10 protein-coding genes, 1 tRNA gene and 1 pseudogene are annotated in these 12,607 nt (G+C 46.6%); 4 read left to right on the top strand and 8 right to left on the bottom strand.

Features of this window, described 5'->3' with window-relative positions; all coding sequences use genetic code 11:
* Positions 1–59 precede the first annotated feature (59 nt).
* Positions 60–665, bottom strand: a pseudogene (locus BBC0122_RS11510) (DUF4167 domain-containing protein); the annotation flags it as partial.
* Positions 666–1,040: 375 nt separating this feature from the next.
* Complete coding sequence (selD, locus tag BBC0122_RS11505; RefSeq protein ID WP_077993939.1) at positions 1,041–2,084, bottom strand: selenide, water dikinase SelD; 1,044 nt, start codon at positions 2,082–2,084, stop codon at positions 1,041–1,043.
* A gap of 371 nt (positions 2,085–2,455) precedes the next feature.
* Here selD and fdnG point away from each other — a divergent pair, with 371 nt between their 5' ends.
* From fdnG to BBC0122_RS11490, 3 genes are read left to right on the top strand one after another with little or no spacing between them, the layout of a single operon-like run.
* The gene (gene fdnG / locus BBC0122_RS11500) at positions 2,456–5,554 is read left to right on the top strand and encodes a formate dehydrogenase-N subunit alpha (protein WP_077993937.1); all 3,099 of its coding nucleotides are present in this window, start codon (positions 2,456–2,458) and stop codon (positions 5,552–5,554) included.
* On the top strand, positions 5,551–6,495 hold the full coding sequence (fdxH, locus tag BBC0122_RS11495) for a formate dehydrogenase subunit beta (RefSeq protein ID WP_077993936.1): 945 nt from the start codon (positions 5,551–5,553) through the stop codon (positions 6,493–6,495). Before fdnG ends, fdxH begins: the two co-directional genes overlap by 4 nt.
* Positions 6,485–7,165 carry a formate dehydrogenase subunit gamma gene (locus BBC0122_RS11490; RefSeq protein ID WP_077993929.1) on the top strand — a complete coding sequence of 227 codons (681 nt, stop codon included), beginning with the start codon at positions 6,485–6,487 and terminating at the stop codon, positions 7,163–7,165. Before fdxH ends, BBC0122_RS11490 begins: the two co-directional genes overlap by 11 nt.
* Before the next feature lie 226 nt (positions 7,166–7,391).
* Here BBC0122_RS11490 and dut read toward each other — a convergent pair whose 3' ends face one another.
* The 6 genes from dut to BBC0122_RS11455 all read right to left on the bottom strand — a co-directional run bounded on the left by dut (position 7,392) and on the right by BBC0122_RS11455 (position 12,159).
* The gene (gene dut, locus BBC0122_RS11480) at positions 7,392–7,862 is read right to left on the bottom strand and encodes a dUTP diphosphatase (RefSeq protein ID WP_077993926.1); all 471 of its coding nucleotides are present in this window, start codon (positions 7,860–7,862) and stop codon (positions 7,392–7,394) included.
* Positions 7,863–7,946: 84 nt separating this feature from the next.
* Positions 7,947–8,933, bottom strand: a complete 987-nt coding sequence (gene mbfA, locus BBC0122_RS11475) for an iron exporter MbfA (protein WP_077993924.1) — start codon at positions 8,931–8,933, stop codon at positions 7,947–7,949.
* Positions 8,934–9,578: 645 nt separating this feature from the next.
* Entirely contained in the window at positions 9,579–10,070 is a 492-nt protein-coding gene (locus BBC0122_RS11470) for a GNAT family N-acetyltransferase (protein WP_149866701.1), read from the bottom strand.
* A gap of 82 nt (positions 10,071–10,152) precedes the next feature.
* On the bottom strand, positions 10,153–11,031 hold the full coding sequence (gluQRS, locus tag BBC0122_RS11465) for a tRNA glutamyl-Q(34) synthetase GluQRS (protein ID WP_077993922.1): 879 nt from the start codon (positions 11,029–11,031) through the stop codon (positions 10,153–10,155).
* A complete protein-coding gene (locus BBC0122_RS11460) occupies positions 11,018–11,497 on the bottom strand; it encodes a disulfide bond formation protein B (protein ID WP_077994689.1) in 480 nt (159 codons plus the stop codon). The genes gluQRS and BBC0122_RS11460 overlap by 14 nt, the downstream gene beginning before the upstream one ends.
* A gap of 74 nt (positions 11,498–11,571) precedes the next feature.
* Positions 11,572–12,159, bottom strand: a complete 588-nt coding sequence (locus BBC0122_RS11455; RefSeq protein ID WP_077993921.1) for a YqaA family protein — start codon at positions 12,157–12,159, stop codon at positions 11,572–11,574.
* A gap of 169 nt (positions 12,160–12,328) precedes the next feature.
* Between BBC0122_RS11455 and BBC0122_RS11450 the strand changes: the two genes are divergently transcribed.
* Positions 12,329–12,414, top strand: a tRNA-Leu gene (locus BBC0122_RS11450).
* Positions 12,415–12,607 lie beyond the last annotated feature (193 nt).

The raw sequence follows: 12,607 nt of genomic DNA, 5'->3' as shown, positions 1-12,607 counted from the left end.
ATGACTTAGGCTTCTTCTTCAGCCTTTTCCACTTTCGGTTTTGTCGTGCGTCTGCGACGCGGTTTCTTTTCAACAACCTCTTCGGCTGCAACCGGTTTTTCAACCGTTTCTTCAGAAGCTTCCGCTTTTTCTTTTACTTGCTCTTCGGCCTCGTTTTCACCGCCATCGGAACGACTTGACGGAGTGCTCCGACGACGTGGTGCACGACGGGGTTTCTTGAGTTCTACAACCTTACCGACTTCGTCTGAATCCTCGGCAAGAGCGACTTCAGCAGGAACACCCTGAATTTCCGGTTGCGGGCCACTTCCTGCGGCTTCATGCTCTTCATTCAGTTCCAAAGAAACGACCGGTGTATTCTCGTCCTCTTCATCGTCATCAATCAGTTCTTCACGCTGGATCGGTTGCGGCATTTGTGCCTGTGCTGCCAGAATGATGCGGACATAATGTTCGGCATGTTGCAGGTAATTTTCTGCCATCACCCTATCACCGGCAGCCTGCGCATCGCGAGCCAAAGCAGTATATTTATCTGCTATATGTTGTGCATTACCACGAATTTTTACATCCGGACCGTTACTTTCATAATTGCGTGAAAGAGGATTTGGACCGCGACGATTATTATTGTTATTATTGCGTCCACGGATGCGCCTATTTTGTTGTGGCCTCATAATGATCTCTTTAAGAATATGTTTTATCTAATTTTATTCAGTTGATTTTCAGACAGGGATATGATGGCGTTCGCGCCAATATCCGTTTTTGATTATGCTTGTTGACAAGCCATCAAGCTCAAACCAATTTTTTGAAAATCTCAAAAAGCCTATGGAAACGACTCCAATAGCTAAGTTCCATGACGATCTATTTGATATGGGGGAAATTAGCGTTCTTCAACCGAATTGCCAAGCATTTTTTTCAAAATTCATTATCTAATTCAAATGAAAAGAGAAAATTGTTCGCAAAAATGGGTCATATTGGTAAATTGTCGCCCGTTCGGGCGGGAAATTGCCGATAGCAACCCCGTCCGCGGGCGAGAAAAGCCACTCGAATCACTCTTCTATAACGACTTTTGGAGTGCCATTGCGGGCTTCGCCAATAATGGTAGAGAGTGGATAGCCTTGGCTTTTCCCGTAAGCAACGAGTGATTGGGCTTTCTCCGGCGAAATTGAAACAAGAAGGCCACCGGATGTTTGCGGGTCGGTCAACAGAAAGCGTTTATAATCGGGGTAGTTTTCCGGCAACACAATATGTTCGCCATAGCTATCCCAGTTGCGGCGTGAAGCACCGGTAAAGCAACCGTCTTTTGCGAGTGCCTCGGCTTGCTTGAGAAACGGAATTTTTGAATAATTTATAGCAATCTCGACATTGGAACCTTGAGCCATTTCAAGGCTGTGTCCCAGAACTCCGAAGCCGGTCACATCGGTTAAGGCGTGAACATCGGGGTTATTTCCAAGCTCTGTGCCGATTTTATTGAGGAGCGTCATGGATGCAATCATTTCCTGATAGGCTTCATCGGAAAGTTTTCCGGTTTTGAATGCATGCGAATAAACACCGACGCCGATACCTTTCATGAGAACGAGTTTGTCACCGGCATGGGCACGGGCGTTCAATTTGATCTCGCTTTTTTTGCAAATGCCGATAACGGCCAAACCATAGACCGGTTCGGGATTGTCGATCGAATGGCCACCGGCGACAGCAATGCCGGCTTCTGCGGCTTTTTGTCGCCCGCCTTTCAAAATCTCTCCGACAATGGCCGGATCAATCTTGTCAACCGGCATACCAAGGATTGCCAGCGACATAATCGGCTTTCCGCCCATGGCATAAACGTCGGAAATAGCATTTGTCGCGGCGATTTGACCAAAAGTGACAGGGTCATCAACCATCGGCATGAAAAAGTCTGTTGTAGCGATGACACAAGTGCCATCGTCAAGTTCGTAAACGGCGGCGTCATCACTCGTTTCGGTTCCCACCAACAAATGTTCAAATGGTCCATATTCCGGCTGGTTTTTCAGCATTTTCTGCAAAACGGAGGGTGCCAGTTTACAACCGCAACCCCCACCGTGAGCAAGACTTGTCAAACGGAAGGGTGTCATCAAAATATCCTCTTAATTATTCATTTTCCCGCGGATACCAGTTTATATCCGGTGGTAAGCCAATGTTACCATTTGTCAAACCTGCGTGCAATGCAGCGCTTCTTCATCCCTGATCGTTGACCAGATCGTTGACCAGACGTTAATTGTGTTCACAATAACGCGACTGTCATAGAAAAGCCGATTGCATTATCGGTTTTTGCGACACATATCGAAATATTGTAGATGATCTCACCCGACCGGCAGACATCCGCTCATGTTCTAACAGAGCGTTGTTTGGACTTTTTCAAAGCAGGATTGGTTGCTTTGGAACAATTGTTGATTTACAATTGTGAGCTTGTGGGATGATCGAAAAATACTAGAGGAAAGCCCGTATGAATATAGAAATTTCGCGTCGCGCCTTTTTAAAGGGTGCTGGTGCGGGTGTCGGCGCAACAGCCTTGGGGGCACTCGGCTTTAGTGAAGCCGAGGCGACCGTTGTTTCGGCGATAAAGCCTTTCAGGTTGGCTTCAACAACCCAGACCCGACAAACCTGTACTTATTGTTCGGTTGCTTGCGGCATTATCCTTTATTCAAAAGGATCAATGAAAGACGGCACAGCAAAAGTTATTCACGTCGAGGGTGATGTTGACCACCCGACCAATCATGGAACTCTGTGCCCGAAAGGTGCAGCCCTTCTTGATACAATCCATTCAAAGAACCGTTTGACAAAGCCGAAGGTTCGTCGCCCCGGTTCCGATCACTTTGAAGAAATCACATGGGACGAGGCACTCGATAAAATTGCCCGCTACATGAAAGATGACCGCGACGCCAATTTTGTTCAGAAAAATGAAAAAGGCCAAACAGTCAACCGCTGGTTGACAACAGGATTTCTCGCAGCCTCTGCGGCTACAAACGAAACCGCATTTGCGACTTATAAGGTCGTGCGTTCATGCGGTATGCTGGTATTCGATAATCAGGCACGCGTTTGACACGGCCCCACGGTGTCCAGTCTGGGCCCAACATTTGGTCGTGGCGCGATGACAAATCCATGGACGGATATCCGTGCAACGGATCTCGTCATTATTATGGGTGGTAATGCTGCCGAAGCACATCCTTGTGGCTTCAAATGGGTTACCTATGCAAAAGAGCATCGCGGTGCAAAGCTGATCGTTGTTGATCCGCGCTTTACCCGTTCGGCTTCGGTTGCCGATTTTTATGCACCGATCCGTCAGGGAACCGATATTGCCTTTTTGTCCGGTGTCATCAACTACTGCATAACGCATGACAAAGTTCAGTATGAATATGTCAAACATTTCACCAATGCCGGTTTGATCGTCAATGAAGGTTTCGGTTACAAAGATGGCCTGTTTACCGGATATGACGAAGCCAAACGTGATTATGACCGCTCGACCTGGTCCTACGAAATGGACGAGAACGGTTATGCCAAGAATGACGAGACTTTGACGCATCCGCGTTCGGTCTGGCAGCTTCTTAAAAAACACGTTTCGGTTTACACACCTGAAATGGTTGAAAGAATTTGCGGTACACCGAAGGATAAGTTCCTCAAGATCTGCGAGATGATTGCAGAATGTTCAAGCCCGACAAAGGCGATGACATCCATGTATGCTCTCGGCTGGACGCAACACTCCAAGGGTGCGCAAAACATTCGCACAATGTGCATGTTGCAGCTTATTCTTGGTGACATTGGTGTTCGTGGTGGCGGTGTGAATGCACTTCGTGGCCACTCCAATATTCAAGGCCTGACAGATGTCGGACTGATGTCCAACCTCATTCCGGGCTATATGAATATTCCGATGGAAAACGAGACAGATCTCAAGACCTATCTCGGAAAACGCAAGTTCACGCCGACACGGCCGAATCAGGTCAGCTACTGGCAGAATTATGACAAGTTCTTCATCTCGTTCATGAAGGCAATGTGGGGTAAGGCCGCAACAAAAGAAAACGACTTTGCCTATGATTATCTGCCGAAGCTTGATATCGCCAATTACGATATTCTTAAAGCTGTCGACCTGATGGATCATAATCAGATGAACGGCTATTTCTGCCAAGGCTTCAATCCTGTTCTTGCTTTCCCGAACCGTAAAAAGGTCGAGCGTGGCTTGAGCAAATTGAAATTCCTCGTCGTGATGGATCCGTTGGAAACAGAGACGGCACGTTTCTGGGAAAACCATGGTGATTTCAATGATGTCAATACATCCGAAATCAAAACGGAAGTTTTCCAATTGCCGACAAGCTGTTTTGCCGAAGATGAAGGTGCTGTTGTCAATTCCGGTCGCTGGTTGCAGTGGCACTGGGCAGGGCAAAATCCGCCGGGCGAGGCAAAGCACGACACATGGATCATGGCGCAACTCTGGTTGAGGCTGAAGAAGCTTTATGAAAAAGAAGGCGGTGTGTTCCCCGATCCTATCGTCAACCTCCATTGGCCATATGAGGACGAAAGCGAACCTCAGCCGGCAGAACTTGCCAAGGAAATGAACGGTTATGCTGTCGAAGATCTTTATGATCCGAAAGACCCGACCAAAAAAATCCTTGAAAAAGGCAAACAGGTTCCAGGCTTTGCTTCCTTGAAGGCCGATGGAAGTACCGCTTCGGGCTGCTGGATTTATTCAGGCAGCTTTACCGAAGACGGAAACATGATGGCACGGCGTGATAACACCGATTATGATGGTGCCGGACTTTATCCGAAGTGGACATTTGCATGGCCGGCAAACCGCCGCATTCTCTATAACCGTGCATCTGCCGATTTTGACGGTAAGGCCTGGGATCCGGAACGTAAAGTTATCGAATGGAATGGCGAGAAATGGACGGGATTTGATGTTCCGGATATTCCGCCTGCATCCGATCCGCACGCTGTTGGTCCGTTTATTATGAATGCGGAAGGTACTGCACGACTGTTTACGCTTGCCGGACTTCGTGACGGACCGTTCCCGGTTCACTACGAGCCGTTTGAATCGCCGGTCGTCAACCCGATTGCACCGAATATTCGTGGCAATCCGGCCGCTCGTATCTTCGATGAAGATCTTGCACAATTGGGAACGAGTGATGAATTCCCATATGCTGCAACCTCTTATCGCTTGACCGAGCATTTCCACTATTGGACGAAAAACAACCGGATCAACGCTGCTTTACAACCGCAATTCTTTGTTGAAATTTCGGAAGAACTGGCAGCAGAGAAGGGTGTTGTAAAAGGTGATTGGGTGAGAGTTTGGAACAAACGCGGGCAGGTTTTTGCCAAAGCGCTGGTTACCAAACGTATTCGTCCGATCATTTGTGACGGCAAACCGGTTCATGTTATCGGCATTCCACTGCATTGGGGCTTTATCGGCGAGGCGAAGAAAGGCTTCGGTCCTAATTCGCTCACGCCGTTTGTCGGCGATGCCAATTCCCAGACGCCTGAATTCAAGGCATTTCTGGTGAATATGGAAAAATCGAAAGCACCAGTCGATGAGAATGGAAAGGCGGAACAATGATTAATATCAATCCTCCAACACAGGATAAAATCGAACCGCAGATCGGTCCGGATGATTACATCCGGATTTCCGCTTCGCCAGCGCCGAAACCGAAGCGAAAATTGGAAGAAATCGCCAAGCTGATTGACGTTTCACGCTGCATCGGCTGTAAAGCTTGCCAATCGGCCTGTTCGGAGTGGAACGAACTGAACCCCGAAATCGGTGACAATGTCGGTGTTTATGACAACCCACGTGACCTTTCTCCGGACGCTTTCACAATTATGCGTTTCACAGAATGGGTTAATCCGGAAACAGATGCACTCGAATGGCTTATCCGCAAGGATGGCTGTATGCATTGTTCAGAACCGGGATGTCTTGCCGCTTGCCCGTCACCGGGTGCTATCGTGCAATATTCCAACGGTATTGTGGATTTTATTCACGATAAATGTATCGGTTGCGGTTATTGCATTAAAGGCTGTCCTTTCAATATTCCGCGTGTCTCGCAAGTAACCCACAGAGCCTATAAATGCACCTTGTGTTCGGACCGTGTTGCTGTCGGGCAGAAGCCTGCTTGTGCGAAAACCTGCCCGACCGAAGCCATTATGTTCGGGACAAAAGCCGAGCTTAAAGAACATGCCAAAGAACGCATTGCCGATCTGAAAAACCGTGGTTACAAGAATGCCGGTCTTTATGACCCGCAAGGCGTTGGCGGAACGCACGTCATGTATGTTCTCCATCATGCCGATCAACCAAGCATTTATGCAAACCTGCCGGAAGACCCGCACATTTCACCGATTGTGAAAACGTGGAAGGGCATTTCCAAATATTTCGGGCTTGGTGCTATTGCTGCGGCTATCCTTGGAGCTGCCGCACATGGTATCTTCATCGGGCGTACAAGAGTAACCAAACACGATGAAGAACGAGCCGAAAAGACTCTGGAGGATATCGATCATGACGCATAAGCTTTATGAAAAATACGATTATGTCCATAAAGGTAATCCGGTTATGGTCGACCGCTATACAAAAGGCGCGCGCATCAACCACTGGATTGGCGCCATTTCAATGATTCTTTTGGCATTGACCGGTCTGATGATGTATTGGCCACCGCTTTTCCCGCTTTCAAACCTCATTGGAGGCGGGCAGGTGGTGCGTACCATTCACCCTTATATCGGTGTTGTCATGGTCATCAGCTTTGCCGGACTTTTCTTCCGCTTCTGGCGCCTCAATATCTGGGAAAATACGGATTTGAAATGGATTGTCGATATCAAGGATGTTCTTGAAGGCGATGAAGAAAAACTGCCAATGATCGGAAAATACAATTTTGGCCAAAAATGTATTTTCTGGTCGATGTCGATTGGTCTTATCATATTGATTGTGACAGGCTTTATGGTTTGGCAAGCCTATTTTGCACCTTTTGTTCCTATTGAATGGCAGCGTTATGCATTGCTTACCCATTCGCTGGTTGCCGCCTGCATTATCGCGGTGTGGATTTTCCATGTCTATGCCGGTTATTGGGTTGCCGGTTCAATCGGCGCAATGATAAAGGGCAAGATTTCCGGCGGCTTTGCATGGGCTCACCATCGCAAATGGTATATTGCGCTTTTGAGAGCAAATCGCATCAAAGACCGCTAGGTTCAGGCCTTGAGGTTTCAATGAATTTAACCGCAATGTTTTTCCAAACATTGCGGTTTTATATTTTTAAGCGTTGTTTTGTTGTCGATATTATCAAAGCAATGCCGCAGAAGGCGAAAGAACCTGATAAGAACCCCTGTAATAAATCGGGCATTCGCACTTCTTTTCAGAGGCTTTGTCTTATTTTCAAGTTTGTTGTTTTTAAATCTCTACGGATTCTAATTGTCTAGTTGTGTCCGGTTGAGCCGAACCCTTTGGTTCCACGAATTGTATCGGAAGTTGTTGTGGTTTCCACAACGGCAATTTGCGGAGCCGGAGAAATGACAGTTTGTGCAATTCTCATGCCGCGGGTAATTGTGAATGGTTCCTGACCGAGATTGATAAGCAGAACTTTGATTTCACCGCGATAATCGCTGTCGATTGTGCCGGGTGTATTCAAACAGGTAACGCCGTTTTTGAAGGCCAGCCCCGAACGCGGGCGGATTTGCGCCTCATATCCTTCCGGTAACTCGAATATCAAACCTGTAGGGACGAGTGCCCGTTCACCGGGGGAAAGGATAAGCTCTTTTCCCTCTTCCAATGCCGCTCTCAAATCCATTCCCGCCGAGCCTGCGGTTTCATAGCAAGGCAATTTCAGCCCTTCCGAATGGGGAAGTCGACGAATGGCGAGTTTAACGGAAGAATCTGTTTGCGACATGAAAAGCCTTCAGGACGATATAATTACTACCAACCCTTTTAAAGGGATAGCGAAAAGTTACAAGTTCTCTTGGAGCGGTCTTTTTCAAGCGCTACCGATAAGAATACCGGTTGCAAAAACCAGAGCCCCGCCGACAACAACCTGTAAAGCGGCACGCCAGAACGGTGTTTCCATAAATTTGTTCTGGATCCATGCAATTGCCCATAATTCAAAAAACACAACAGCAAATGCAATGACAATTGCGATGTGAAAATCGGGAATGAGAAACGGAAGCGCGTGTCCGAGACCGCCGAGAGAAGTCATAACACCATTGGCAATGCCGCGTTTGATTGGTGAGCCGCGGCCGGATAGTTTTCCGTCATCGTGGGCGGCTTCGGTAAAGCCCATTGAAATACCCGCGCCGAGTGAAGCCGATAAACCGACAAGAAATGTTTGTCTCGTGTCACCGGTGGCAAAGGCAGCCGCAAAAATCGGTGCCAGAGTTGAAACCGAGCCATCCATCAAACCGGCAAGACCGGGCTGGATCCATGTGAGAAGCGTTTGCTTGCGTTCTTTTGCACGCTCTTCATCGGCAACCGATTTCGGCGTGTATTTTTTTTCAAGCTCGATCGCCACATCTTCGTGATGTTTTTCTTCAAGTGCAAGATCGCCCAGGAGTTTGCGTATTTCCGCATCCTTGGCATGCTCGGCAGCCTGTTCATAAAAGCGTGCCGATTGGTCTTCCATTTGTGCAACCGAATCACGCACTTTATCAATGCCGAGCGGGCGAACCAACCAGTCCGGTTTGCGATCATAAAAGCCGCTGACATGTTCGCGCCGGATAAGTGGAATCATTTTGCCAAAACGTTTTTCAAAAATCTTTATCAGCCTGTCGCGGTGGCTATGTTCCTCATCCGCCATTTTTTCAAAAATCTTGGCAGTTGCGGGAAACTCGTCACGTAAACCATCAGCATAGTTAAGATAGATGCGCTCGTCATCTTCTTCAGAGGAAATGGCAAGAGCGAGAATTTCCTTTTCACTGAGCGAGGAAAATGGTTTGCGATAGGAAGAGGCGAAAAGTTTTGAAAACATTTGGAACCTGCAAATTAGAATTATTCTAAACTAATCGAGTTAGTAAGAATTTCAATTGTAAAATACGCTTTGCACCGGATTGTGAATGTCTTTATCCGGCTGGAACGCGTGTTGAGATGGATGAGTGGCGGGGCCTAAGCCTTTTAAATCAGGTTGCAAGCCGGAATATGGGGCTTTTCTGCGCTCCTCCAACCGTTTCCAACCGGAATTTTTGTTTGCACCCGTCTGGTTTTGATAAACATGATCGCTCTACCCAATCTCCGGTTTTTAATAAACGGAATTTAACCCCTTTTGATTTGTGACAAAAATAAACCTGAATGTCACCCTTAGAATTGCAAAAAAGCAATTTCCTGTCCACATTATCCGGCGCGGATGAAAATTCGCCGATAGCGCAGAACAAGCCGGATTAAAATGTAAGAAGTGCTCTATAGCGACCATCGGCGTTGGTTTTCACTGTCACTCCGGCCGTTTTATTTATGCCCGATCATTCGCTTATATTTTGGAACAATATTTGGAACAATATTTGGAACGCTATAAAGGGGAAAGAATAATTATCACTTCCTCCAAGAGGTAATAAAGATAAAGCCGATGTCTCCGGAATTAAAGAGACATTCATGACAAATATCTATAAAGCCTCGCTAACAGCTAGAGAATTCTTTGCATCAACACAAGATTGAGCCACTGTCCGGCCTTTGTGCCGACTTCCGGCATGTGTCCGGTAATGGTGAAACCGAAGGCTTTATGAATGGCTATGGATGCTTTGTTACCCGCTTCAATACCGGCAATAAGCACATGGATATGGTTTTGTTCGGCATGGGTAATCAAGGCACCGAGAAGTTTTTTTCCGATGCCTTTGCCGCGTTGGGTTTTTTCAATATAAATGGATATTTCGGCAGAATAGCGATACCCCTCGAAAGGTCTGAACGGGCCATAGCTTGCATAACCGACAGTTTTACCATCATCATCTGCTACAAGAACCGGGTACCCGCTTGCATTTCTCGTCTTTAGCCATTCCCGACGATTATCAATATCGACGGTTTTTTCATTCCAGATCGCAAGTGTGTTTTTTACTGCATCATTATAAATATCTGTGATGGCTTCGAGATCACGTTCTTCGGCCGGTCTAATAGTAATCATTTTTAAAATCCATCGAATATTATGATTTCAAACCCTAATCGTTTTTTAAAACGGTGGGAAGAGGGGGGAACTGTAGCAACGGTCAAATTTCCGGCAAAATGGCAAGAATATCTTGTAACGATAGCCCGTGTTCACGCAGCGAGCGCAAACTTGTATCTTTGCTGGATTTTGATAATTTGTGCCCGTCTCGACCAAGAACCAGCGGGTGGTGGTAATAAAGCGGCGGTTTATAACCCAGAATTTCCTGTAACAGCCGGTGAACCGAAGTTGCTTGAAAGAGATCGGCTCCTCTCACGACATGGCTGATCTTTTGAAGAGCATCGTCGACAACAACCGATAAATGATAGCTTGTCGGGATGTCTTTGCGCGCGATAATGACATCACCCCACAGTTCCGGACGCGCTATAATTTTTCCGGTTTCATGGCCTTTAAATTCGTACCAGAAAAGCTCTTTGTTTAAAAAACGCCGTGCCAGATCCATATTGAGCCGCCATGAATAGGGCACACCTTCGGCGATCATTTTTTTCGCTTTCACAGGTGAAAGAGAGCGTTCATCTGTCGGGTAAAGTGGCACTCCATCGGGATCACGCGGCCAATTTTTACCCTTCCGTTCAGCTTCGGCAATGATTTCTTTCACCTCGCCACGGGTCAAAAATGCAGGATAGACAAGTCCGAGTTTTTCAAGTTCGTTGAATGCCTTTCTATAGTCGGAAAAATGTTCCGACTGGCGTCTGAACGGCTTTTGAAAATCGCATTCGAGCCATGAAAGATCTTCAACAATTGCATTTTCAAACTCTGTTGTGCAACGAATTGTATCAATATTTTCCATGCGCAAGATAAGCTCGCCATTCAACTCATCGGCGATATGCTTGTTCACAAGTGCCGAATAGGCGTGCCCCAGATGCAAATATCCATTGGGACTGGGGGCAAAACGTAATCTGGCAGTTTTAGAGTTCACCATTCTTCTTGAAGGCACAAAACGAGCCGATAAAACCCAGAACAGTCAAAATGAGACTTGAAACGCCATTCCAACCGGCAAATGAAAGACCGAGAAAATATCCTGCGGCCTTGTCGCAAGAGGGGGGGCGTTTGCTATTCAAATTGGCGAGCAAATCATTTGCATCGGTGGTAATCGCGGTTGCTGCAGCCGAACAATCTGTCGGCCCTTGCCAGAATTTATACTCGGCTCCGGCGTGATAGATAGATAGACCGCAATTATAGAGCATCAAAACGGCGCAAATTAAAAAAAGCACACGGATAAGAATCCCCGGCTTTCCCTTTAAAGACAGAATAAAAGTAACAGCCATCAAAGGGATGCCCGAATAATAGGGAATACGTTCTTCAAGGCACAATTTGCACGGCATATAGCCGCCAATATGTTCAAAGCCGAGTGCCGTTCCAATCGCGATCACCATAATGACCAGCATCAAACATGACAGAATCGTTTGAAGCCGTCCGGATAAATAAATGGGCGAGGCGAAACCGATCACTCCGAATTCCTTTAAACCAATATTTTATAAAAAATATAGCCGATTATCAGAACAGTGCAAGCGATAGCGATAATCCATTTGAGCCTGGGCAGGATATATTCGAGCATGGCTGCACCATAACGGCTTATGAGCCAGGCCAGACAATAGAAACGCGCACTGCGTGTGATAATTGCCGAAAGGATGAAAATCCATATATTCATTCCCACAACACCGGCAAGAATCGTCACTACCTTGATTGGTGGCAGGTGTGATATTCCCGACGTAATGAGCAAAAGCAGAATGATTTCCATACTGGTATTGCTGCGCAATGCCTCGAAGGTTTCAAATTTTCCATAAAATTCGAGAACCGGTTTTGCTATTGCTTCATATGCAAAATGGCCGATAAGCCATCCAAGTACGCCGCCAAGAACAGAAAACAGCGATGCGATAAAGGCATAGCGATAGGTCTTTTCTTTGTTGATAAGCGACATAGGGATAAACAGAACATCGGCGGGAATGAGAAAGACAGAGCTTTCCACAAAAGCGATAAACGCCAGCCAATATTCTGCCGACCGGCGGCCCGCAAGAGATAGTGTCCAGTCTCCGAGCTTTTTTAGCATTCTTCTTTTCCTCGTCAATGATGCTATCTCTAAAGAGGGTTAAAGCGTTAATCCAGTAGCTCGAACAAATTTTTTTAAGATAATTGTGCGTAAGACAGTTGACGAGACATCGGTTCTTAATATAACTCAACAAATCCATGACACAGGTTTGTGTCCTCACTTCATCGATGCGGGTGTGGTGGAACTGGTAGACGCGCCAGACTCAAAATCTGGTTCCCAAAAGGAGTGTCGGTTCGATTCCGACCACCCGCACCAATCAGACTTTCATGATTCCTGGGCTTCATTGCTATTTTGTTGGCTGCTTGAAGATGTTCTTCAAGAAATATCTTGAAACAAATAATTTTTATAAGATTATCTGATGATAATAGTTTCCTGATATGAAAGCCCATACGCGGCTTTTTTCTCCCATATAAAAACACCTTGTCATTCGGCTTTTTATCTATTCAAG

This window comes from Ditibartonella choladocola, assembly GCF_002007565.1.
GTDB classification, from domain to species: Bacteria; Pseudomonadota; Alphaproteobacteria; order Rhizobiales; family Rhizobiaceae; genus Bartonella; species Bartonella choladocola.
Note: the sequence above shows the minus strand (reverse complement) of the source record. Positions and strands in the feature narration are given on the sequence as shown.

Bases quoted from the DNA above. Each gene is read 5' to 3' on its own strand.
- selD (WP_077993939.1), bottom strand. From the start codon at position 2,084: ATGACACCCTTCCGTTTGACAAGTCTTGCTCACGGTGGGGGTTGCGGT.
- fdxH (WP_077993936.1), top strand. From the start codon at position 5,551: ATGATTAATATCAATCCTCCAACACAGGATAAAATCGAACCGCAGATC.
- BBC0122_RS11490 (WP_077993929.1), top strand. From the start codon at position 6,485: ATGACGCATAAGCTTTATGAAAAATACGATTATGTCCATAAAGGTAAT.
- dut (WP_077993926.1), bottom strand. From the start codon at position 7,862: ATGTCGCAAACAGATTCTTCCGTTAAACTCGCCATTCGTCGACTTCCC.
- mbfA (WP_077993924.1), bottom strand. From the start codon at position 8,933: ATGTTTTCAAAACTTTTCGCCTCTTCCTATCGCAAACCATTTTCCTCG.
- BBC0122_RS11470 (WP_149866701.1), bottom strand. From the start codon at position 10,070: ATGATTACTATTAGACCGGCCGAAGAACGTGATCTCGAAGCCATCACA.
- gluQRS (WP_077993922.1), bottom strand. From the start codon at position 11,031: ATGGTGAACTCTAAAACTGCCAGATTACGTTTTGCCCCCAGTCCCAAT.
- BBC0122_RS11460 (WP_077994689.1), bottom strand. From the start codon at position 11,497: ATGCTGGTCATTATGGTGATCGCGATTGGAACGGCACTCGGCTTTGAA.
- BBC0122_RS11455 (WP_077993921.1), bottom strand. From the start codon at position 12,159: ATGCTAAAAAAGCTCGGAGACTGGACACTATCTCTTGCGGGCCGCCGG.